The sequence below is a fragment of the Rhodococcus sp. PvR044 genome, from assembly GCF_040548995.1.
GTDB lineage: Bacteria > Actinomycetota > Actinomycetes > Mycobacteriales > Mycobacteriaceae > Rhodococcus_G > Rhodococcus_G oryzae.
The window spans coordinates 551,177-571,930 of sequence record NZ_JBEPSX010000001.1 but is presented as its reverse complement, the minus strand read 5'-3'; the positions used below and the strand labels follow the sequence as shown (position 1 = coordinate 571,930).

The 20,754-nt window shown below is 69.8% G+C and carries 22 protein-coding genes; 12 read left to right on the top strand and 10 right to left on the bottom strand.

From position 1 onward, the window contains the following. On the bottom strand, positions 1-1,185 hold the full coding sequence (locus tag ABIC28_RS02520; protein WP_245221172.1) for an aminotransferase-like domain-containing protein: 1,185 nt from the start codon (positions 1,183-1,185) through the stop codon (positions 1-3). A 174-nt stretch (positions 1,186-1,359) separates the two neighbouring features. Continuing rightward, positions 1,360-2,763, bottom strand: a complete 1,404-nt coding sequence (locus ABIC28_RS02515) for an NAD(P)H-quinone dehydrogenase (RefSeq protein ID WP_097210489.1) — start codon at positions 2,761-2,763, stop codon at positions 1,360-1,362. Positions 2,764-2,927: 164 nt separating this feature from the next. On the opposite strand from ABIC28_RS02515, the gene ABIC28_RS02510 reads away from it, so the two are divergent. Continuing rightward, complete coding sequence (locus ABIC28_RS02510) at positions 2,928-3,401, top strand: gamma-glutamylcyclotransferase family protein (protein WP_027500255.1); 474 nt, start codon at positions 2,928-2,930, stop codon at positions 3,399-3,401. Here ABIC28_RS02510 and ABIC28_RS02505 read toward each other — a convergent pair. Genes ABIC28_RS02505 through ABIC28_RS02495 form a run of 3 tightly spaced genes read right to left on the bottom strand, consistent with a single transcriptional unit; the run spans position 3,398 to position 6,484 of the window. After that, on the bottom strand, positions 3,398-4,561 hold the full coding sequence (locus tag ABIC28_RS02505; RefSeq protein WP_097210488.1) for a M20 family metallopeptidase: 1,164 nt from the start codon (positions 4,559-4,561) through the stop codon (positions 3,398-3,400). The two genes, ABIC28_RS02510 and ABIC28_RS02505, sit on opposite strands and share 4 nt — an antisense overlap. Beyond that, positions 4,558-5,733, bottom strand: a complete 1,176-nt coding sequence (locus ABIC28_RS02500) for a M20 family metallopeptidase (RefSeq protein WP_269588351.1) — start codon at positions 5,731-5,733, stop codon at positions 4,558-4,560. Before ABIC28_RS02500 ends, ABIC28_RS02505 begins: the two co-directional genes overlap by 4 nt. Positions 5,734-5,785: 52 nt before the next feature. Next, positions 5,786-6,484, bottom strand: a complete 699-nt coding sequence (locus ABIC28_RS02495) for an enoyl-CoA hydratase/isomerase family protein (protein WP_097210486.1) — start codon at positions 6,482-6,484, stop codon at positions 5,786-5,788. A gap of 18 nt (positions 6,485-6,502) precedes the next feature. Between ABIC28_RS02495 and ABIC28_RS02490 the strand changes: the two genes are divergently transcribed. Then, positions 6,503-7,315, top strand: coding sequence for a purine-nucleoside phosphorylase (locus ABIC28_RS02490; protein WP_209928808.1), 813 nt, complete (start codon positions 6,503-6,505; stop codon positions 7,313-7,315). Positions 7,316-7,326: 11 nt separating this feature from the next. Next, the gene (locus ABIC28_RS02485) at positions 7,327-8,832 is read left to right on the top strand and encodes a phospho-sugar mutase (protein ID WP_502944982.1); all 1,506 of its coding nucleotides are present in this window, start codon (positions 7,327-7,329) and stop codon (positions 8,830-8,832) included. A gap of 3 nt (positions 8,833-8,835) precedes the next feature. Here the strand turns inward: ABIC28_RS02485 and upp are convergent, their stop codons facing one another. After that, positions 8,836-9,465, bottom strand: a complete 630-nt coding sequence (gene upp / locus ABIC28_RS02480) for a uracil phosphoribosyltransferase (RefSeq protein ID WP_097210483.1) — start codon at positions 9,463-9,465, stop codon at positions 8,836-8,838. A 98-nt stretch (positions 9,466-9,563) separates the two neighbouring features. Between upp and ABIC28_RS02475 the strand changes: the two genes are divergently transcribed. Genes ABIC28_RS02475 through ABIC28_RS02455 form a run of 5 tightly spaced genes read left to right on the top strand, consistent with a single transcriptional unit; the run spans position 9,564 to position 13,067 of the window. Next, the gene (locus ABIC28_RS02475) at positions 9,564-9,887 is read left to right on the top strand and encodes a type VII secretion target (protein WP_354577378.1); all 324 of its coding nucleotides are present in this window, start codon (positions 9,564-9,566) and stop codon (positions 9,885-9,887) included. Positions 9,888-9,889: 2 nt separating this feature from the next. Next, the gene (locus ABIC28_RS02470; protein ID WP_209928802.1) at positions 9,890-11,107 is read left to right on the top strand and encodes a C40 family peptidase; all 1,218 of its coding nucleotides are present in this window, start codon (positions 9,890-9,892) and stop codon (positions 11,105-11,107) included. Continuing rightward, positions 11,104-11,460 (top strand): hypothetical protein, encoded by a 357-nt coding sequence (locus tag ABIC28_RS02465; protein WP_354577375.1) that lies wholly within the window; start codon positions 11,104-11,106, stop codon positions 11,458-11,460. The genes ABIC28_RS02470 and ABIC28_RS02465 overlap by 4 nt, the downstream gene beginning before the upstream one ends. A gap of 19 nt (positions 11,461-11,479) precedes the next feature. Next, the gene (locus tag ABIC28_RS02460) at positions 11,480-11,785 is read left to right on the top strand and encodes a YbaB/EbfC family nucleoid-associated protein (protein ID WP_097210479.1); all 306 of its coding nucleotides are present in this window, start codon (positions 11,480-11,482) and stop codon (positions 11,783-11,785) included. 10 nt (positions 11,786-11,795) lie between these two features. Beyond that, complete coding sequence (locus ABIC28_RS02455; RefSeq protein WP_209928801.1) at positions 11,796-13,067, top strand: SatS C-terminal domain-containing protein; 1,272 nt, start codon at positions 11,796-11,798, stop codon at positions 13,065-13,067. A 4-nt stretch (positions 13,068-13,071) separates the two neighbouring features. Here the strand turns inward: ABIC28_RS02455 and ABIC28_RS02450 are convergent, their stop codons facing one another. The 3 genes from ABIC28_RS02450 to ABIC28_RS02440 are packed head-to-tail and all read right to left on the bottom strand — an operon-like array spanning position 13,072 to position 15,877. Further along, on the bottom strand, positions 13,072-14,163 hold the full coding sequence (locus ABIC28_RS02450) for an adenosine deaminase (protein WP_209928799.1): 1,092 nt from the start codon (positions 14,161-14,163) through the stop codon (positions 13,072-13,074). Beyond that, on the bottom strand, positions 14,160-15,461 hold the full coding sequence (locus tag ABIC28_RS02445; RefSeq protein ID WP_209928798.1) for a thymidine phosphorylase: 1,302 nt from the start codon (positions 15,459-15,461) through the stop codon (positions 14,160-14,162). Before ABIC28_RS02445 ends, ABIC28_RS02450 begins: the two co-directional genes overlap by 4 nt. After that, on the bottom strand, positions 15,458-15,877 hold the full coding sequence (locus ABIC28_RS02440; protein WP_097210659.1) for a cytidine deaminase: 420 nt from the start codon (positions 15,875-15,877) through the stop codon (positions 15,458-15,460). Before ABIC28_RS02440 ends, ABIC28_RS02445 begins: the two co-directional genes overlap by 4 nt. Before the next feature lie 268 nt (positions 15,878-16,145). Here ABIC28_RS02440 and sdhC point away from each other — a divergent pair, with 268 nt between their 5' ends. The 4 genes from sdhC to ABIC28_RS02420 are packed head-to-tail and all read left to right on the top strand — an operon-like array spanning position 16,146 to position 19,535. Next, entirely contained in the window at positions 16,146-16,550 is a 405-nt protein-coding gene (gene sdhC / locus ABIC28_RS02435; RefSeq protein WP_072753666.1) for a succinate dehydrogenase, cytochrome b556 subunit, read from the top strand. 1 nt (position 16,551) lies between these two features. Then, a complete protein-coding gene (locus tag ABIC28_RS02430) occupies positions 16,552-16,992 on the top strand; it encodes a succinate dehydrogenase hydrophobic membrane anchor subunit (protein ID WP_077040953.1) in 441 nt (146 codons plus the stop codon). A gap of 15 nt (positions 16,993-17,007) precedes the next feature. Continuing rightward, positions 17,008-18,759, top strand: coding sequence for a succinate dehydrogenase flavoprotein subunit (gene sdhA, locus ABIC28_RS02425; RefSeq protein WP_354577370.1), 1,752 nt, complete (start codon positions 17,008-17,010; stop codon positions 18,757-18,759). Next, a complete protein-coding gene (locus ABIC28_RS02420) occupies positions 18,759-19,535 on the top strand; it encodes a succinate dehydrogenase iron-sulfur subunit (RefSeq protein ID WP_077040951.1) in 777 nt (258 codons plus the stop codon). The genes sdhA and ABIC28_RS02420 overlap by 1 nt, the downstream gene beginning before the upstream one ends. Positions 19,536-19,587: 52 nt before the next feature. On the opposite strand, the gene ABIC28_RS02415 is transcribed toward ABIC28_RS02420, so the two are convergent. Continuing rightward, the gene (locus tag ABIC28_RS02415; protein ID WP_354577367.1) at positions 19,588-20,703 is read right to left on the bottom strand and encodes a CapA family protein; all 1,116 of its coding nucleotides are present in this window, start codon (positions 20,701-20,703) and stop codon (positions 19,588-19,590) included. Positions 20,704-20,754: the final 51 nt, after the last annotated feature.

The window sequence follows — 20,754 nt, the reverse complement described above, 5'->3', positions numbered from 1 at the left end:
TCAGCGGCCTCTGTGCGCCGCCGCCAGCCGGCCGACCGCATCGCTCAGGGTCGACTCGTCGTTGGTGGTGAAGCACAACCGCGCGGTGCCCCGATGGTCACCACCGACGGCAAAGGCCGATCCGGGCACGAACGCGACGCCGTGGTCGAGTGCGGCAGGCAGCAGCAGCCCGGTGTCGGTGCCGTCGCGGAACTCGAGCCAGCAGAACATGCCGCCGCCGATCTCGGTCGCGGACACGGCGTCACCGAACGCGCCGGTGACCGCGGAGGCGAGCGCCCCGGCGCGGGCGCCGTACACGGCGCGGATCCGCGCCAGGTGCCCGGCCAGCCACGGTCCGTCGGCCAGCATGGTCGCCGCGATCTGCTGGGTCAACGCCCCGCCGCACAGGTCCGCGCCCTGCTTGACCAACTCGACGGCGTCGCAGACCGCGCGCGGGCCGCGCAGCCACCCGACCCGTAGCGCGGGTGCCAGGATCTTCGACGCGCTCGAGAGCCGGATGACCCGGTCGGAGTGGTCCGCGACCGGTGCGGGCGGCGCGCCGTCGAACCAGATCTCGCCGTACGGGTCGTCCTCGATCACCCAGAATCCGTACGCCTCGGCGAGTGCGGCGAGGTGCCGCCTGCGCGCGACGGACATCGTCGCGCTTCCGGGGTTGTGGAAGTTGCTCACCGTGTGCACCAACGTGGGCCGTTCGCCCGCGGCGAGGAGCTCCTCCAGGTGGTCGGTGCGCATCCCGTCCGCGTCGAGCGGCACCGTCAGGATCCTCGCCTCGGCGAGGCGGAGCACCTGGAGGGCCCCCGTGTAGGCGGGTTCCTCGACGACGACCGTGGCGCCGGGGTCGAGCAGCACCTGGGCGAGCAGGCTCAGCGCCTGCTGGGACCCGTGGGTCACCACCACCTCACGCGGGTCCACCGAGCGCGATCCGGCTGCGGACTCCCGCGCCGCGATCACCTCGCGCAGGCCGAACCAGCCCGCGGTCTCGGTGTACTGGACCGCGTCGGGTCGCGCGAGCACCGCCTCGCTCGCCTCGCGGATCCGCTCCCGAGGGATGAGCTCTGGGTCGGGCAGCCCGCCTGCCAGGCTGACGATCTCCGGGCGGGCGGTGATGGTGAGCAGATCCCGGATCGCCGAGCTGCGCAGCCCGTTCATACGGCGTGCGAACGCGGGGTGCGGGGACGGGGACATGAGACCTCCCGGGGCAGGCGGGGACAGGACGAGGCAGAAACACCTGGTCGTCCCGGGTCTGCGGGGCGGGAGGCGCCGAAGCGGGGGGCCGATGGTCGCGGCCGGCACCATCGACTATCACACAGGCGGGCCCACGATATGAACCCTCTGTTTCATATCGTGGGACCAGCGAGGTCAGTCGAGGTCGTCGTGGCGCATCAACTGGCGGGCGGCCTCGGTGATGGATCCGGTCAGCGACGGGTACACCGAGAAGGTCTGCGCCAGGTCGTTCACCGACAGGTTGTTCTGGACCGCGATGGCGATCGGGAGGATCAACTCCGACGCGGTCGGGGCGACCACGACCCCGCCGATCACCACGCCGGTGGCCGGGCGGCAGAAGATCTTCACGAAGCCGCGGCGCAGTCCCGACATCTTGGCCCGCGGGTTGGTGTTCAGCGGGAGCATCACGGTGCGCGCCGGCACCTCGCCGTCGTCGATCGAGGCCTGGCTGACACCGACGGTGGCGATCTCGGGACGGGTGAACACCGCGGAGGCGACGGTCTTGAGCTTGATGGGGCTGACCCCCTCGCCAAGGGCGTGGTACATCGCGATCCGGCCCTGCATCGCCGCGACGGAGGCCAGCGGCAGCAGTCCGGTGCAGTCGCCCGCCGCGTAGATCCCCGACACCGAGGTTCGCGAGACGCGGTCCACCCGCAGGTAGCCGCCCGGGTCGAGCTCGATGCCCACCCGCTCGAGTCCGAGATCGTTGGTGTTGGGGATGGAACCGACCGTCATCAGGGCGTGGCTTCCGGTGACCACCCGACCGTCGGCCAGCGTCACCGCGATGCCGTCCGCGGTGCGCTCGACGGAGTCGGCGCGGGCGTGCTTGACCAGCGTCACACCACGCTCGGACAGCGCATCCTCGAGGACGAGGGCCGCGTCCGCGTCCTCGTGCGGCAGCACCCGGTCGCGACTGGAGACCATCGTCACCTTGACGCCCATCTCGGTGTAGGCGGAGACGAACTCGGCGCCGGTGACGCCTGAACCGACCACCACCAGGTGCTCGGGCAGCGAATCGAGGTCGTAGAGCTGACGCCAGTTCAGGATGCGCTCGCCGTCCGGCTTGGCGGTCGGCAGAATGCGGGGGCTCGCGCCGGTGGCGATCAGCACGACATCGGCGTCGAGTACCTGCTCGCCGCCGCCGTGCAGCGTCGCCTTCACCTGGTGCGCCGCCATCCCGAGCTCCTGGTCGATCAGCTCCCCGTGCCCCGCGAGCAGCTCGACGCCGACGGTCTGGAGCCGATCCCTGATGTCCGAGGACTGGGCCTGCGCGAGGCTCTTGACCCGGGAGTGGATCTGCGGCAGCGAGATGGTGGCCTGGGACGGCTCAAGGCTGATGCCCAGGTCGGTGGCCCGGCGCATGTCCGTGCGCACCCCGGTCGAGGCGATGAACGTCTTCGACGGCACACAGTCCCACAGCACGCAGGCACCGCCGACCCCGTCGCAATCGATCAGCGAAACCGACGCACCGTGCTGGGCGGCGACGAGCGCCGCCTCATACCCGGCCGGTCCGCCGCCAATGATCACGATCCGGGTCATTCATCCTCCAGTTGTTCGGGAGCTGTTACGCAGGGTGTCGGTGCGTTCCACGCTATTGCACCGGCCCCTTCCGACGCACGTTGGCACGGGTTCCCTGCGGCGAACGGGTTTCGTTTTGCTGTGTGCGGTTCTGCAGTCACCCCGACACGGTTTAGGCTTTCGCCGTGCCGATCTACGCCGCTTACGGATCCAACATGCATCCGGAGCAGATGCTCAAGCGCTGCCCGCACTCGCCGATGGCGGGAACGGGCTGGCTGCACGGTTGGCGATTGACCTTCAGCGGCGGCGACATCGGCTGGGAAGGCGCACTGGCCACCGTCGTCGAGGACCCCGACTCCAGCGTCTTCGTGGTGCTCTACGACGTCCCCGACGAGGACGAGGTGAGCCTCGACCGGTGGGAGGGCTCCGAGCTCGGCATCCACCGCAAGATACGGCTCCGCGTCGACACCGACGGCGAACCGGTGCTGGCCTGGCTCTATGTCCTCGACGCCTACGAGGGCGGGCTGCCCTCCGCGCGCTACCTCGGCGTGATGGCCGAGGCCGCCGAGATCGCGGGAGCGCCCGCCGAGTACGTCCGCGATCTGCGAACCCGCAACAGCCGCAACGTGGGCCCCGGGACTCCCGGCTACCCCAGCTAGAGAACGCCCGCCGCGGCCAGCGGCAGGTTGGCCAACACCCGGACACCGACCCCGAGCGCGCGCTCGTCCAGATCGAAGGTCGGCTGATGGATGTCGAGCTGCGGCCCGACTCCCGACCACACCCCCAGGCGGGCCATGGCGCCGGGAACCTCCTCGAGATACCAAGAGAAGTCCTCGCCGCCGCCCGACTGCGGGGTGTCCGATCTCGCGTCCGGTCCGATCGCGGCGATCGCGCTCTCGAAGATCCGGGTGGAGTCCTCGTCGTTCACCACCGGCGGCACGCCGCGCCGGTAGTTGAGCTGATAGCGCACCCCCGTCGGCGCCAGCAGACCGTCCACGATCTCGTGGACCATCGGTTCGAGCAGCGCCCAGGTGTCGTGGTCGCCGGTCCGGACGGTCCCGATCAGCCTGCCCGACTGAGGAATCGCGTTCGGTGCCTGACCCGCGGTGACCGCGCCCCACACCATCACGGTGCTCGTGCGCGGATCGATCCGCCTGCTCAGCATTCCCGGCAGTCCGGTGATGACCGTGCCGAGGGCGTACACCAGGTCGGTGGTCAGGTGCGGTCGGGACGTGTGCCCGCCCGGGGAATCGAGAATCAGTTCGACGGTGTCCGCCGCGGAGGTGATCGCACCGAGCCGGACGCCGACGCGGCCCGCCTCCAGCCGTGGGTCACAGTGCAGCGCAAAGATTCTCGACACCCCCTTGAGGGCTCCGGCCGCGACCGCCTCCAGTGCGCCGCCGGGCATCACCTCCTCGGCGGGCTGGAAGATCAGCCGCACCCCGACCGGCAGGTCCGGCGCCTGGGCGAGCGCAAGGCCCGCGCCGAGCAGGATGGTGGTGTGTGCGTCGTGGCCACACGCATGGGAGACCCCGGTGACCGTGGACGCGTAGGGCGCTCCGGTGGCCTCCTGGAGCGGCAGCGCGTCCATGTCGGCCCGAAGCGCGACCCGCGGGCCGTCCGGGCCGATGTCACAGGTCAAACCGGTTCCGCCGGGAAGGATCTCGGGTGCCAGGCCGGCCGCGATCAGGCGGGTCGCGACGAACTCGGTGGTGGCGTACTCGTGCCGGGCCAGCTCCGGGTGCGCGTGGATGTGGCGCCGCCACGACGAGAGGTCCGCGGTGTGGTCGGCGACCCAGCGGTCGATCCACTCGGTCATCGACCGCCCACCCCCCGCCGCTGTGCGCCGTCGAGCAGACGCGCCCGCTGTTCGGGGTCGGTCGCCGCACGGATCGCGGTGCCCGCCAGCGCCACCGCGCCGTCGGTGACCGCGCGGTCGGCGGACTCGGTCACGCACGCCGCGGCGAACGCCGGCTGATGGGTGGCCGCACCGCCCGACTCGATCCCGATCACGGGGTGGATCCCCGGCAACACGTGCGTGACGTTGCCCATATCTGTGCTGCCCAAGGGACGCGATCCTTCCAATGCCGGGGCCAACGGACTGCGCCCCATCTCCACTATCAGTTCACGATAGGACCGGACCAGCCACGGATCGGGCCGCAGTTCGGTGTAGTTCGGTGAGACGGTACGAATCTCGTGCGTGCACCCGGCCGCCAGCGCGCCCGCCTCGAAGCAGGCCAGCGCCCGTTCCGTCAGTTCGGTGAGCGAATCCGCGGTCTGCGCCCTCAGGTAGTAGTGCATCTCGGTCCTGGCGGGCACGATATTCGGCGCGATCCCGCCGTCGCTGACGATCCCGTGCATCTGCTGGCCCGCGGACAGGTGCTGACGGAGCAGCCCGAGACCCACCTGCGCGATGGTGGCCGCATCGGCCGCATTGCGCCCGAGCTGCGGCGATGCCGAGGCGTGCGCCTCGCGGCCGCTGAAGACGACGGCCAGATCGGCCATCGCGAGTGAGGTGGCACCCGCGATGTCCTCCGGGCCAGGGTGGACCATCATCGCCGCACCGAGGTCGTCGAAGACACCACGCTCGAGCATCAGCACCTTGCCGCCGCCGCTCTCCTCGGCAGGGGTGCCGAGCACCCGGACGGTGATACCGAGGCGGTCCGCGAGCGGCGCGAGCGCAAGGCCCGCGCCGACCGCGGACGCCGCGATGATGTTGTGCCCGCAGGCGTGTCCGATCTCCGGCAGCGCGTCGTACTCCGCGAGGATCCCGATGACCAGCTCGCCGCTGCCATAGCTGGCGGTGAACGCCGTCGGCAGTTCGGCAACCGGCGACTCGACGTCAAAACCCCGCTGCGAGAGCAGTTCCGCGACCTTTGCGGCGCTGCGATGCTCCTCGAAAGCGAGCTCCGGCTCCGCGTGGATCGAATGCGACAGCGCGACGAGGTCGGACGCCGCTGTCGCGACCGTACCGACCACTTCCGAATTCACGGCTCCAGTATCTCATCCGTGTCCGGCGTCACCCGCCGCTCGAGCCCGATGGCTACCCGAAGCTGAGGTTCGACGGATCCGTCGGCACGGCGAAAGCCTCGAGGACCGGCCGGTGGATACCGGACTTGATCCCGGCGAGGTTCGGCCCGTGCAGCGCCGTCGACGCCGCCGCCCGCGCCACCGCGGCGGCCAGCACGCCGTCGCCGTCCGCCGTCTGGTTCACGATCCCGGCCGCCAGCGCGTCCGGACCGCCGTACCTGCGGCTGGTGGTCATCGCCTCGACCGCGGTCTGGCGGGGCAGGGCGGTCGTCATCAGCGCGTTCATGCCGATGGTGAACGGCATGTTCAGTGCCGCCTCCGGCAGGCTGTAGAAGCCCCGGTCCGCGCGCATCACGCGCAGGTCCTGCGAGGTGGCGAGCATGGCGCCCGCCCCGAACGCGTGGCCCTGCACGGCGGCGACCGTGACCATCGGGAAGTTCAGCAGCCGGGTGAACACGGTGTGCACCTGGTCCAGGTACCAGTGCGACTTGTCGAGGTTGCCGAACAGCCAATCGGTGTCGAGACCATTGCTGTAGAACTTGCCGGTGGCGTAGGTGACCAGGGCAGCGGGACCCTCATGGGCCTCGACCTCGTCCAGCTTCGCGTGGATCTCGGTGATCCAGTCCGGATGGAAGCGGTTCTCGCTGTCCGTCTGACCCTCGGCACCGAGGTACAGGATGAATACGTCGCCGTCGCGCTCAAGAAATGGCATATGGGCACAATAGCGGCCATGGACGATTCCGATTTGGTCGCCGACCCGTTCGGCACCGCGGCGCGGGCCGCGAGTGTGCTCGCCGAACGCACCGGTGTACCCGCCCACGACGTGGCGGTGGTGCTCGGCTCCGGTTGGCAGGCCGCCGCGGATGCGTTCGGTGTCCCGACCGCCACGGTGCCGATGGCGGAACTGCCCGGCTTCGCCGCTCCGTCCGCGTCCGGGCACGCCGGGCAGGTGCGCTCGGTGCGCGTCGGCGACACCCGGGTGCTGCTGCTGCTCGGTCGCACGCACGCGTACGAGGGGCACGACCTGACCCGGGTGGTGCACCCGGTCCGGACGGCCTGCGCCGCGGGCGCGGGGACCGTGATCCTGACCAACGCGGCGGGTGGGATCCGGGAGGGCATGAGTGTCGGTACACCGGTCCTGATCTCCGACCATCTGAACCTGACGGCCAGGTCGCCGCTGGTCGGCGCCGAGTTCGTGAACATGGTGGACGCGTACTCCCCCGATCTGCGCGCGCTCGCCAGGCGGATCGACCCGACACTGGCCGAGGGCGTGTACGCGGGCCTGCCGGGACCGCATTACGAGACCCCCGCCGAGATCCGGATGCTGCGGGTGCTCGGCGCCGATCTGGTCGGGATGTCGACCGTGCACGAGGCGATCGCGGTCCGGGCGATCGGCGCACGGGTGCTGGGGCTGTCGCTGGTGACCAACCTGGCCGCAGGCATCACCGGCGAACCGCTCGACCACTCCGAGGTGCTCGCGGCGGGTGCCGCGTCCGCCGCCCGGATCGGCGAACTGCTCCGCGACCTGGTCGCCCGGCTGTGACGGACCAGACAGTGACGGACGAGAGCGGGACACCGCTGACCTTCGGCACCGCCGGACTGCGCGGACCGCTGGGTCCGGGTCCGGGCGCGATGAACGTCGACACCGTCGTCCGGACCACCGCCGGGCTGGCGTCCTGGTTGCAGGCCCGCTGCCTCGGCGGGTCCACCGTGGTGGTCGGCCGGGCCGCGCGGCACGGTTCGCGGGAGTTCGCCGCCGCGACCGCGGAGGTGCTCGCAGCGGCCGGATTCGACGTGGTGGTGCTGCCCCGACCACTGCCGACACCGGTGCTGGCGTTCGCCGTCCGCAGGCTCCGCGCCGCCGCGGGAGTCCAGATCACCGCCTCGCACAATCCCGCAACGGACAACGGATACAAGGTGTACACGGACGGCGGGGCACAGCTCATCGCGCCCGCCGACCGAGAGATCGAGCACGCCATCGCGGCGGTCGGTCCGGCCCTCGCGGTTCGCAGGGCCCCCGCCACTCCCACCGACGACGCACTGCTCACCGAGTACCTCGCGCGGGTGGCGGCGCTCCCACACGGGAGCAACCGGGACCTGCGCATCGCGCTGACCCCGCTGCACGGAGTCGGCGGGGACACCGCGATCGCCGCCCTGACCGCGGCCGGATTCACCGATCTGCACACCGTGACAAGCCAATTCGATCCCGACCCCGACTTTCCCACCGTGCGGTTCCCCAATCCCGAGGAGGACGGGGCCACCGACGCCCTGCTCGAGCTCGCCGAGAGCGTCGGCGCAGACCTCGCGATCGCGCTCGACCCGGACGCGGATCGGTGCGCGGTCGGCGTCCCAGGACCCGACGGGTGGCGGATGCTGCGCGGCGACGAGACCGGCGTCCTGCTCGGCGACCACGTGCTGGCCACCGCGGGGCCTGATCCCCTCCTGGCGACCACGATCGTGTCCTCGCAATTGCTCGCGAAGGTGGCGGCGGCAAGGGGCGCCCGGTTCGCCGAGACGCTCACCGGCTTCAAGTGGCTGGTCCGGGCGGGCGCGGGCCTGGTCTACGCCTACGAGGAGGCGCTCGGGCACTGCGTCGACCCGGAGGCGGTCCGCGACAAGGACGGGATCTCCGCTGCCGTGCTGATGGCCGATCTGGCGGCGGGGCTCAGGGCGCGGGGCCGATCCCTGCCCGACGTCCTCGACGACTACGCGGTCGAGTTCGGGGTGCACGCGGGCGACCAGGTGTCGCGGCGGGTCGGGCACCAGGGTGAGCTCGCGGACCTGATGGCCCGCCTGCGTGCCGACCTGCCGCGGTCGCTGGCCGGCGACGTGGTCACCGCCGAGGACCTGCTGGCCCGGCGCGGCGCGCTGCGCACCGACGCGGTCGTGCTGCGCGGTGAACGCACCCGAATGGTGGTGCGGCCGTCCGGAACCGAGCCCAAGCTCAAGTGCTACCTCGAGGTCGTCGTGGACGTCGACGACCGCGCCGGCCTTGACCGAGCGCGGGCCGAGGCCGCGCGCCGACTGAGCGAGCTGCGCGACTACGCGCGCGAACTGTGACGCTCAGATCCAGCGCGGGCCGAACTGCCGGTCGCCCGCATCGCCGAGACCGGGGACGATGTACGCGTCGTCGTTGAGTCCCTCGTCGATGCTCGCGGTGACCAACCGGACCGGGAATCCCGAGTCCTTCAGGGCCGTGACGCCTTCCGGGGCGGCGACAACGCACACCGCGGTGATGTCGACCGCTCCCCTGGTGACGAGGAGTTCGATGGTGCGCACCATCGAGCCGCCGGTGGCGAGCATCGGGTCGAGCACGTACACGGGGATCCCGGACAGGTCGTCGGGCAGCGATTCGAGGTACGGCACGGGCTGATGGGTCTGCTCGTCACGGGCCATGCCGACGAAGCCGACCTGCGACTGCGGGATCAACGAACTCGCCTGCTCGACCATGCCGAGCCCGGCACGCAGCACCGGCACCAGCAACGGCGGCGTGGCCAGCCGGACCCCGCGGGCGGGTGCGACCGGGGTCTGCACCTCGAACACCTCGATCTCGGCGTCGCGGATGGCCTCGTAGATGAGCATCTGGGTCAGCTCGCGCAGCGCGGAGCGGAAGGTCGGGTTGTCGGTGCCCGCGTCGCGCATCGTGGTCAGCAGCGAGGCGGCGAGCGGGTGATCAACCACATGGGTGTCCATGGCGAAAAGAATATGCGGGGAATTCGCGTCGATGGAACCGGAACGACGTCGGCGGCGTCCAACCATGTAACGCACAGTTCTGACCCCGGGGGAACGACATGAGTGAATTTTTGGCCGTGACCGAGGGCATCCGCGCCTACGGCGCGACGGCCTCGTCGATGGCGGCGCAGGTCGAGACCGCCGCGATGGGGACGGCGGCGGCGGGCCCCGTTCTGCTCGGACCCGCCTTCGGGCTGATCGGCGGCGATTTCGTCGCCGCCTTCGCGACGGCGCACGGCGGCCACGCGGCCGCGCTGACGAACCTCGCGCGGACACTCGGCAGCATGAGCGAGGCCGCGCACGCCTCGGCCGCGGCGTACGACTCCGCGGACCTGGGCGCGGCCACCGGCCTCAGCGCCACGGGCAACGGACTGGAGGCCTGAGCATGATCGGGATCGACCTCCTCGCCCGCCCCATCATCGAACTCGTGGAGACGTTCGGCACCGGCGTGATGCCGTCCGGCGGACCGGCCGATGCCATGAAGATCGCCTCGATCGCGCTGGACTCCGCGTACGCGGTCGGCAAACTCGGCATCGCCGAACTCGGCGGCGTGTGGACCGGTGTCGCGTCCGATGCCGCCGTGGCGAAGGCGGACCAGGCCCAGGCCCAGCAGGTTCAGCTCTCCGACCGGGGCAACGAGATCGCCGGGGTCCTCACGGTCGCGTCCCGCGACGTGAACACCGGGATGGTCGAACTCGAGGGCATCCTGCAGTCGTTCATCTCGGTCGCCGTCGCGGCGGGCCCCACGCTCACCACCCCGCCCGGCCAGATCATGATCATCGCCGCCGCGATCGATCACCTCTCCCGTGGGCTGACGGTCGTTGCCCGCGTCCGTGCCGAGCTGACCGCGCACACCGCGAAGATGACGGCGCTGACCGCACCCGAGCAGTCAACGGATCCCGCGGACCCCGGTGCCGCGCAGGCCCCGATCCGCCCCACGGCATCCGCGGGCGCCGGCACCACTCCCGCGTCCTCGCTGCAGCAGCGCGGCGACGCCTTCAGCGGCTTCGGCAACAGCTTCGGCAACGCCGCCTCGTCCGCCCCGAGCAACGCCTACTCCGGCTTCAGCGGCGCGATGGGTCAGCCCGGACGCGGGCTCGGCGGCGGCAACCCGCTCGGGCGGGGCGCGGGCACCGCTCCCCCCGAGATCGGCAAGGCCCCCACCCGCCAGCGAACCGGCAGCAGCTCGGACCCGCTGGGCAGCAGCGAGGGCGTCGAGATCTTCCTGCCCGACGGCAGCACCGCGATGGCACCGAACCGGGAGGCCGCGGACGCGGTCCGCAACGCGCTCAGCCAGCAGGGCGTGCCCTACGAGTGGGGTGGCACCACTCCCGGCCAGGGCCTGGACTGCTCCGGGCTCACCCAGTGGGCGTACGGCGAAGCCGGCGTGGAGATCCCCCGGCTCGCCCAGGAACAGAACGTGGGCGTCCCGGTGAGCCAATCCGACCTGCAGCCCGGCGACCTCGCCGTCTGGGACGGCCACGTCGCGATGGTGATCGGAAACGGTCAGATGGTCGAGGCCGGGGATCCAGTGCAGGTGAGTTCGGTCCGCACCGAGAACATCGGCATGGGCTTCCATGGCTTCTACAGGCCGACCGAATGAACGCCGACGAGGTCGCGGTCGCGACGGCCGAGGAGGTCATTGTCGCGACGGTGGGAAACCGCGCGGGAACCGTCACCGTGCGCGCCACCGATCAGGGCATGCCCCTGGCGATCCACATCGACCAGCGTGAACTCCGTTATGGCGGAACGCAACTTGCCGCCTCGATCCTCGAGGTCTGCACGCGCGCCACGGCGGAGGCGAAGGTCCGCAGACGCGCCGACCTGACCGAGCAGGGCGTGCCCGCCGAGGTGCTCGACGCGCTCGGCCTGCCGACCAGGAACGAGTTGGCCGCCGCCGCGTACCAGGAGGACGAGGAAGAAGCCGCCCCCACGAGTTGGATGCGGCAGCTGTGAACGAACGAAGGACAACGCCGTGAACAGCGGACACCAGATGGACCTCGTGGTCGAGCGTGCCACCGGCCTGGCCAACAGCCTCGAGGACGCGCTGCACGACCTCACCCGCGCGCGGGCCCGGGTGACCCACGAATCGGGTCTGGTCAGCGTCGAGGTCGACCAGAACGGCGGGATGAGCGGCCTGTGGATCTCCGAGTCGATCGCCCATGTCGACTCCCGCGAGCTCGCGGCGATGATCACCGCCACCGCGGCAAGGGCAGCCCAGATGGTGGCCGACCGCCGGGAACGGATACTGGCGTCGCTGCAGGCCGCGTTCACCGACTAGGCTGCCAGCCATGGCAGGAGACATCGTCCCGATCCAGCTCGGTCTCACCGATGGTGACCTCGTCACGCTGTGGGCTCCCCAGTGGCGCGAGGGGGACGACGAGTGGGAGGCGTTCCTCGGTCACGACGAGGACCTCTACGCCTTCGAATCGGTCGGCGAACTGGCCGCGTTCACCCGCACCAACTCGGACAACGACCTGGTCGAGCACCCGTCCTGGTCGACGTTGTCGGCCTTGGGGGCCTCCGAGCTGGAACCCGACGAGACGCACGTCTACGACCTGGTCGGCGTGCCCGAGCTCGCCGCGGGGGATCCGGACGCCCTGACCATCGCCGAGCTCGAGGAGACCCTCGAGATGGTGCGCACCATCGGCGAGGTGTGCGAGCTCGACGCCGTCACCAAGTTCTTCGGCGGCCATCCCGTCCTCGGGGCACTGCCCGGCGGGGTGAACGCGTTCGCGGGCCGCGACGGCGAGGAGCTGTGGGTCCAGATCGGCACCGCGGTCGCGAGCGGTTGGGACGACGTGCTCGACGCGATCGATGCGATCGTCGCGACCCCAGAGGTCGACAAGGCCGCCGTCGCGGTCGCCGAGGCCGAAATCCTTGCCGCCGAGGAGAACATCGTCGACGCAGAGGACGCCGCGGAGGAATCCGACGAGGACGAGGACGACCTCGAGTTCATGACGGTCGACCTCGACGACGACACCGCCGACCCGATCGCCCTTGCCGCGGAGGACGAGTCGTTCTGGGCGTCCGTCGGCATCGACCCGATCAAGATCATCACCTCGGGCGCGGAGTACTACACGCTGCGGTGCTACCTCGACGACGATCCGATCTTCCTCGGCAGGTCGGGCCGCATCCTGGTCTTCACCTCGGAGCGCGCGCTGGCCCGCTACCTGGCCGACAACCACGACCACGACCTCGCACAGGTGAGCACCTACTCGGACGTGCAGACCGCGGCGGTCGACGGCGCGCTCGAGATCGAGGTCACCGACGAGAACGTCTACGTGTTGCCGGGCCTCGCGGACGATCTCGCGCAGGGACCCCAGTCGGTCGACGCGGACCAGCTCGACCTCGCGGTCGAACTGTTCACCGACGCAGCCGATTACGCGGACGACGACTCCACCGAGCAGGCCCTCGCCGCATCCACGCCGCTCGGCTGGTACGTCTCGTACACGCTCAACCCCGACCCCACCCGAATGGCACCGAACCCGCCGTTCGACGCCGAATCGGAGGCCTGGCGGGTGCTCGAGCGCGAGTTCGAGGCGCGCCTGCGGGTCGAGTGATCGGCTAGCCGATCAGCACCGCGTAGCCGGGTTTGACCACCTCGTCGATCAGGCGCAGACGCTCGGGGAACGGGATGAACGCGGACTTCATCGCGTTGATCGTGAACCGCTCCAGGTCGCTCCAGCCGTAGCCGAACGTCGTGACCAGCTTCAGCATCTCCTCGCTCATGCTGGTCGCGCTCATCAGCCGGTTGTCGGTGTTCACTGTGACACGGAAGCGCTCCCTCGCCAGCAGGTCGAAGGGGTGCTTCTCCAGGCTCTCCACCGCACCGGTCTGCACGTTCGAACTCGGGCACAGCTCCAACGGGATGCGCTTGTCCCGCACGTAGTTCGCGAGCCGGCCGAGGCTCGCGGTGCCGTCCGAGGCCACGGTGATGTCGTCCGTGATCCGCACCCCGTGGCCCAGCCGATCCGCGCCGCAGAACGCGATGGCCTCGTGGATGGACGGTAGCCCGAACGCCTCGCCCGCGTGGATGGTGAAGTGCGCGTTGCTCGTCCGCATGTACTCGAATGCGTCGAGGTGCCTGCTCGGCGGATGCCCGGCCTCGGCGCCCGCGATGTCGAATCCGACCACCCCGCGATCCCGGAACCGCACGGCCAGTTCGGCGATCTCCCGCGACCTGGCGGCGTGCCGCATGGCGGTGAGCAGACAGCCGATCCGGAGCTCGCGTCCGAGTTCGCGTGCCGCGGCCACACCCTCCTCGAACCCGAGCAGCGTGTGGTGCACCACCTCGTCCAGGCTCAGCCCCGCCTCCAGGTGCTGCTCCGGGGCGAACCTCACCTCGGCGTAGACCACCGAGTCCGCGGCCAGGTCCTCGGCACACTCCCTTGCGACCCGGGCGAGCCCCTCCTGCGTCTGCATCACCGCGACCGTGTGCTCGAAGGTCTCCAGATAGCGCACCAGGGAGCCGCTGCCCGCGGCCTCGGCGAACCACTCCGCCAGCGAGTCGGCGTCGGCGGCGGGCAGGGCGTCGTAGCCGACCTGCTGAGCCAGCTCGAGCACGGTCGCCGGCCGCAGTCCGCCGTCGAGGTGATCGTGCAGGAGTGCCTTGGGCGCGGTCCTGATGTGGGCGAGATCGAGCGGTGTCGGGCTCATGCTCCGACGCTAGACCCGCTCAGGCCGATCCGCTCGAAGACCAGCGGCGTCGACGGCGGCGTGTCGCCGACGCTCCACGCGTCCGCAAGGGCGGCCAGCGCCGGGTCGAACAGGCGCGGCGTGTCGCTGTACAGCGTGAACAGCGGCTGACCAGCGGCGACGGTCTCCCCGGGTTTGGCGTGCCAGCGCACCCCCGCGCCTGCCTGCACGGCCTGACCCTGACGCTCGCGGCCCGCGCCGAGCCGCCAGGCCGCGACACCGACGGCCATGGCGTCGAGCCGGGTCAGCACGCCGGACTCGGTCGCCCGCACGACCTCGTGATGGCGGGCGGTCGGCAGGGCGGCGCGTGGGTCCCCGCCCTGTGCGCGGACCATCGACCGCCAGCGATCCATCGCCCGCCCGTCGCGCAGCGCCCGCTCCGGGTCGATCCCGTCGATGCCTGCCGCCGCGAGCATCTCGCGAGCGAGTGTCAGCGTCAGTTCCACGACATCGGCGGGCCCGCCGCCCGCGAGCACCTCCAGTGACTCCGCCACCTCGAGGGCGTTGCCCGCGGTGTTGCCGAGCGGGCTGTCCATCGCGGTGAGGAGGGCGACCGTGCGGACCCCGGCATCAGCGCCGAGATCGACCATGGTGGACGCCAATTCCCGCGCGTCGTCGAGGTTCTTCATGAAGGCACCGGAGCCGACCTTCACATCGAGCACCAGCGCCCCGGTCCCCTCCGCGATCTTCTTGCTCATGATCGAGCTGGCGATCAGCGGGATGGACTCGACGGTGCCGGTCACATCGCGGAGCGCGTAGAGCTTGCGGTCGGCGGGCGCCAGGCCCGAGCCCGCGGCGCACACCACCGCGCCGACGTCGGGGTCCGACAGGATCGAGTGGATCTCCTCGGCACCGAGGTCGGCTCGCCAGCCCGGAATCGACTCAAGCTTGTCGAGGGTGCCCCCGGTGTGGCCGAGGCCGCGCCCGGACAGTTGCGGGACGGCCGCCCCGCAGGCCGCCACCAGCGGGGCCAGCGGCAGGGTGATCTTGTCGCCGACACCGCCGGTCGAGTGCTTGTCCACGGTCGGCCTGCGCAGGCGCGAGAAGTCCATCCGGCCGCCCGAGGCGACCATCGCATCCGTCCATGCGGCGGTTTCCGCCCTGGTGAGTCCACGGAAGACGATCGCCATGGCCAGCGCCGACATCTGCTCGTCCGCGACCTCGCCCCTGGTGTACGCGTCGATCACCCAGTGGATCTGCGCCGCGCTGAGCTCACCGCCGTCCCGCTTGGCTGTGATGACGGAGACGGGATCGGTCATGACCTCGCCCCTCCGTCCTGCCGCACCCGGTCCAGGTCCTGCGGCCCGAACGCCGCAGGTAAGAGCTCTGCGAGCGGCACGGCTCCGCCGGGAGCATCGACCAGGAGGTCGCCGCCACCGTGCTCGAGCAGTAGTTGCCTGCAGCGTCCGCACGGCATCAGCGTCTGCCCGCTGCCGTCCCGGCAACTGAAGGCGACGAGGGTCCCGCCGCCCGTAGAGTGCAAGTTACTGACCAGTCCACATTCGGCGCACAGGCCGAGTCCGTATGAGACATTTTCCACATTGCATCCGACGACGATTCGTCCATCGTCGACCAGCGCCGCCGCGCCCACCGGGAACCCCGAGTAGGGCGCGTAGGCGGATCTCATGGCGCGATCAGCATTGTCGCGCAACGTTTTCCAATCGATTTGGGCCACGGTGAGCCATCCTGGCACGCCCACTGAATGGATGCAGAAGATCCCCGAGATGGCCCCTCGGGCCATTGGACAGGCAAACCTAAGAAGGTCGCCACCTCGTCGTACGAACCGCCTCTCGAATTAGTTCCCCGATTGGACGGGGATTACAGTTCAGTCAGTCGGTTCAGGTACACGTCGCGCCAAGGCTGAAAACTCCAGGGTCGTCCCAGATGAAACAGCCAAACGGGGTGCGGCACGTCCACCAAAGACGTTGGAGGCACAGCACTCGATGAGTAGCACGACTGAAGCCGCTCCGGCGAAGGAGCGCACACGGTCGCTATACCGGGGCGACCCCGGCATGTGGTCCTGGGTTCTACACCGGATCACCGGAGTCGCGACATTCTTCTTTCTCTTCGTTCACGTTCTCGACACCGCACTGGTGCGAGTCAACCCGGACACCTACGACCGGGTCATCGAGACCTACAAGAACCCGCTCGTCGGGCTCATGGAGCTCGCCCTGGTCGCGATGGTTCTCTACCACGCACTCAACGGCGTCCGCGTGATGCTCGTCGATTTCTGGTCGAAGGGTCCGCAGTACCAGCGCCCGATGCTCTGGATCATCATCGCGATCTGGTTCGTCGTGATGATTCCCGGCGCCGGTCGCATCTTCTACAACATGTTTGCGGGGCACTGACATGACTGAAGCCAAGACTCTCGGCACGTCCTACGACCGTCCCGCCAGCCTGGAGAACCCGCGTTCGCCGCGCCGCGTCGCGAAGAACAACTTCGAGCTCTACGCCTGGCTGTTCATGCGCCTGTCCGGACTCGCGCTGATCGTGCTGGTCCTGGGGCACCTGTTCATCATGCTGATGGTTGACAACGGCGTGCACCGCATCAACTTCGCGTTCGTCGCGGGTCGCTGGTCCAGCCCGTTCTGGCAGTTCTGGGACCTCACCATGCTCTGGCTCGCCCAGCTGCACGGCGGCAACGGCCTGCGCACCGTGATCGCGGACTACTCGCGCAAGGATTCGACGCGCTTCTGGCTCAACACGGTTCTCGTGGTGTCGATGATCCTGATCATGGGCCTGGGCACCTACGTCATCTTCACCTTCGACCCCAATATCGTCGCGAGCTAGGGGAGCAGAAACTTCATGCAGGAACATCGTTATGACGTGGTCATCGTCGGTGCCGGCGGCGCCGGCATGCGCGCAGCCATCGAGGCCGGCCCTCGGGTGCGCACCGCGGTCCTGACCAAGCTCTACCCCACCCGCAGCCACACCGGCGCGGCCCAGGGCGGCATGTGCGCCGCGCTGGCGAACGTGGAGGAAGACAACTGGGAGTGGCACACCTTCGACACCGTCAAGGGCGGCGACTACCTCGCCGACCAGGACGCGGTCGAGATCATGGCCAAGGAAGCCATCGACGCGGTCCTCGACCTCGAGAAGATGGGTCTGCCGTTCAACCGGACCCCCGAGGGCAAGATCGACCAGCGCCGCTTCGGTGGGCACACCCGTGACCACGGCAAGGCGCCCGTGCGCCGTGCGTGTTACGCCGCGGACCGCACCGGTCACATGATCCTGCAGACGCTCTACCAGAACTGCGTCAAGCACGACGTCGAGTTCTTCAACGAGTTCTACGCGCTCGACATCGCGCTGACGGAGACCGAGGAGGGCCCCGTCGCGACGGGCGTCATCGCCTACGAGCTCTCCACCGGCGAGATCCACGTCTTCCATGCCAAGTCCATCGTGTTCGCCACCGGCGGCTCGGGACGCATGTACAAGACCACCTCCAACGCCCACACCCTCACCGGTGACGGCATGGGCATCATCTTCCGCAAGGGCCTGCCCCTGGAGGACATGGAGTTCCACCAGTTCCATCCGACAGGCCTCGCGGGCCTCGGCATCCTGATCTCGGAGGCCGTCCGAGGCGAGGGCGGCATCCTCCGCAACGCGGACGGTGAGCGCTTCATGGAGCGCTACGCCCCCACCATCAAGGACCTCGCGCCCCGCGACATCGTGGCCCGTTCCATGGTGCTCGAGGTGCTCGAGGGCCGCGGCGCAGGCCCGAACAAGGACTACGTCTACATCGACGTGACCCACCTCGGCGAGGAGGTGCTCGAGGAGAAGCTCCCCGACATCACCGAGTTCGCCCGCACCTACCTGGGCGTCGACCCGGTCACCGAACTGGTGCCCGTGTACCCGACCTGCCACTACGTGATGGGTGGCATCCCCACCAAGATCCGCGGTGAGGTGCTCCGCAACAACGACGACATCGTTCCCGGCCTGTACGCCGCGGGCGAGTGCGCCTGCGTGTCCGTGCACGGCGCGAACCGTCTCGGCACCAACTCGCTGCTCGACATCAACGTGTTCGGCCGTCGCGCCGGCATCGCGGCCGCCGAGCACGCCGAGAACACCGACTTCGTGCCGCTGCCGGCGAACCCGGCGAAGATGGTCGAGGAGTGGCTCGCGGTCATCCTCTCCGACCACGGCAGCGAGCGGGTCGCGGACATCCGCACCGAGCTGCAGCAGACCATGGACAACAACGCGTCCGTGTTCCGCACCGAGACCACGCTGAGCAACGCACTCAAGGACGTCCGCGCCCTCAAGGAGCGGTACAACCACATCACCGTGCAGGACAAGGGCAAGCGCTACAACAGCGACCTGCTCGAGGCCGTCGAGCTCGGCTTCCTGCTGGAGATGGCGGAGGTGACCGTCGTCGGCGCGCTCAACCGCAAGGAGTCCCGCGGCGGCCACGCGCGCGAGGACTACCCGGACCGCAACGACGCCGAGTACATGCAGCACACCATGGCCTACAAGGAAGGCGACGGTCTGCTCTCCGACATCCGTCTCGACTACAAGCCGGTAGTCATGACCCGCTACGAGCCGATGGAGCGTAAGTACTGATGTCCGCACCCGTTGTAGACAAGGACGCCCCCGCGCTGCCGCCCGTTCCCGAGGGCGCCGTGATGGTGACCCTCAAGATCGCCCGTTTCAACCCCGAGGACGGCGAGGGCCAGCACTGGGACAGCTTCCAGGTCCCGACCCTGCCCACCGACCGCCTGCTGAACCTGCTGCTCTACGTGAAGGGCTACCTGGACGGCACGCTGACGTTCCGTCGCTCCTGCGCGCACGGCGTCTGCGGTTCCGATGCCATGCGCATCAACGGCGTGAACCGGCTCGCCTGCAAGGTCCTGATGCGCGACATGCTGCCGAAGGACCCCAGCAAGACCCTCACCATCACGGTCGAGCCCATCAAGGGCCTGCCGGTGGAGAAGGACCTGCTCGTGGACATGGAGCCCTTCTTCGACGCGTTCCGCGCCGTGAAGCCGTTCCTCATGACCACCGGCAACGAGCCGACCCGCGAGCGCATCCAGTCGCAGGCCGACCGCGCGCGCTTCGATGACACCACCAAGTGCATCCTCTGCGCGTGCTGCACCACCTCGTGCCCGGTGTACTGGAGCGACGGCAGCTACTTCGGCCCCGCCGCGATCGTCAACGCGCACCGGTTCATCTTCGACAGCCGCGACGAGGGTGCCTCGGAGCGTCTGGACATCCTGAACGACAAGGATGGCGTGTGGCGCTGCCGCACCACCTTCAACTGCACCGACGCGTGCCCCCGTGGCATCCAGGTGACGAAGGCGATCCAGGAAGTCAAGCGCGCTCTGCTGTTCGCGCGCTAAGCGATTCAGACACCGAAGGCGCGGTTCCCGGCAACGGGAACCGCGCCTTTTGTCATTCCCTCCCCCGGTCCGGACGGGCGAGGAGGGCGCCGCCGCCTGCCGCGTCCACCCGGGTTCCGAGGTCGCGACCGAGTCCGTCGAGGACCCCGCGTAGCCATTCGGCATCGGCCGCGCAGGCACGGCGCAGCCGCATCCGCCGAGATTGCATCGGCACGATCCGGAACTCGCGAAGCTCGTGCGTCCCGGCATCGAGAGTGACCAGGTACAGCGGCCTGAGGTCGTCGCGGAACCGTTCGTATCCACCGATCCCCTCGTAGTCGTTGATCAGGTCGCCGCAGCCGTACAGGATCGGCCTGCCTCGGTAGATCTCGACGGGGCGCGGGTGGTGCGACGAATGACCGTGGACGATGTCGACGCCGCCGTCGACCAGCCGGTGTGCGAATCGCACCTGCGCCCCTGGCACACCGAAACCCCAGTTCGATCCCCAATGCACCGAGGCCACCACCAGGTCGCCTTCGCGGCGCGCCCGCAGCACCCGGTTGATCACGGCGTCGGCGCCGCTGTTCGACAAGTCCGCGAGCAGCGCCAGACCCGGGCGGCCGCCCCTCGCCGCGTCCAGGGGCGAGACACCGGCGGACTCGGCGCCCATCGACCAGATCAGCGCGCGGCCCGCCGCGGTGTGAACCGCAACCGGAGCCCACGCCTGCCGGGCCGTCCGGCCCGCGCCCGCGTGCCGGACACCCGCGCGGCGAAGCGTGCGCAGTGTCTCCTCGAGACCGCGGACGCCGAAGTCCAGGATGTGGTTGTTCGCCAGGACGCAGACATCGATGTCGGCGGCGGTGAGCACCCCGACATTCGATGGGTGCATCCGATAGTTGATCCCCTTGGGCGCGTAGTCCTCGGAGGTGGTGACGGCGGTCTCCAGGTTGATCACCCGAAGGTCGGGCCCTGACTCCTCGAGGACCTTCAGCGCCGCGCCCCATGGCCAGTCGTAGTCGACCGGTGCGGCGATCGCGCCGCTCACCCGCTCGGCCAACGAGACATACTCGCGCGCGTCGCGAACGCAGCGCTCCCGCAGCGCAGGCGAGCCCGGACACGGCAGGATCTGGTCCACGCCCCTGCCGGTCATCACGTCCCCGGCGAGGAACAGCGTGATCGTCTCGGCCATTAGTCGTCACCCAGATCCACGGTAGTCACCTCGGACCACCGCGGGCGGCGG

Excerpts from the sequence above, each read along its gene's own strand:
- ABIC28_RS02520 (WP_245221172.1), bottom strand. The coding sequence starts at position 1,185 with ATGTCCCCGTCCCCGCACCCCGCGTTCGCACGCCGTATGAACGGGCTG.
- ABIC28_RS02515 (WP_097210489.1), bottom strand. The coding sequence starts at position 2,763 with ATGACCCGGATCGTGATCATTGGCGGCGGACCGGCCGGGTATGAGGCG.
- ABIC28_RS02505 (WP_097210488.1), bottom strand. The coding sequence starts at position 4,561 with ATGACCGAGTGGATCGACCGCTGGGTCGCCGACCACACCGCGGACCTC.
- ABIC28_RS02495 (WP_097210486.1), bottom strand. The coding sequence starts at position 6,484 with ATGCCATTTCTTGAGCGCGACGGCGACGTATTCATCCTGTACCTCGGT.
- ABIC28_RS02490 (WP_209928808.1), top strand. The coding sequence starts at position 6,503 with ATGGACGATTCCGATTTGGTCGCCGACCCGTTCGGCACCGCGGCGCGG.
- upp (WP_097210483.1), bottom strand. The coding sequence starts at position 9,465 with ATGGACACCCATGTGGTTGATCACCCGCTCGCCGCCTCGCTGCTGACC.
- ABIC28_RS02475 (WP_354577378.1), top strand. The coding sequence starts at position 9,564 with ATGAGTGAATTTTTGGCCGTGACCGAGGGCATCCGCGCCTACGGCGCG.
- ABIC28_RS02470 (WP_209928802.1), top strand. The coding sequence starts at position 9,890 with ATGATCGGGATCGACCTCCTCGCCCGCCCCATCATCGAACTCGTGGAG.
- ABIC28_RS02465 (WP_354577375.1), top strand. The coding sequence starts at position 11,104 with ATGAACGCCGACGAGGTCGCGGTCGCGACGGCCGAGGAGGTCATTGTC.
- ABIC28_RS02455 (WP_209928801.1), top strand. The coding sequence starts at position 11,796 with ATGGCAGGAGACATCGTCCCGATCCAGCTCGGTCTCACCGATGGTGAC.
- ABIC28_RS02450 (WP_209928799.1), bottom strand. The coding sequence starts at position 14,163 with ATGAGCCCGACACCGCTCGATCTCGCCCACATCAGGACCGCGCCCAAG.
- ABIC28_RS02445 (WP_209928798.1), bottom strand. The coding sequence starts at position 15,461 with ATGACCGATCCCGTCTCCGTCATCACAGCCAAGCGGGACGGCGGTGAG.
- sdhC (WP_072753666.1), top strand. The coding sequence starts at position 16,146 with ATGAGTAGCACGACTGAAGCCGCTCCGGCGAAGGAGCGCACACGGTCG.
- ABIC28_RS02430 (WP_077040953.1), top strand. The coding sequence starts at position 16,552 with ATGACTGAAGCCAAGACTCTCGGCACGTCCTACGACCGTCCCGCCAGC.
- sdhA (WP_354577370.1), top strand. The coding sequence starts at position 17,008 with ATGCAGGAACATCGTTATGACGTGGTCATCGTCGGTGCCGGCGGCGCC.
- ABIC28_RS02420 (WP_077040951.1), top strand. The coding sequence starts at position 18,759 with ATGTCCGCACCCGTTGTAGACAAGGACGCCCCCGCGCTGCCGCCCGTT.
- ABIC28_RS02415 (WP_354577367.1), bottom strand. The coding sequence starts at position 20,703 with ATGGCCGAGACGATCACGCTGTTCCTCGCCGGGGACGTGATGACCGGC.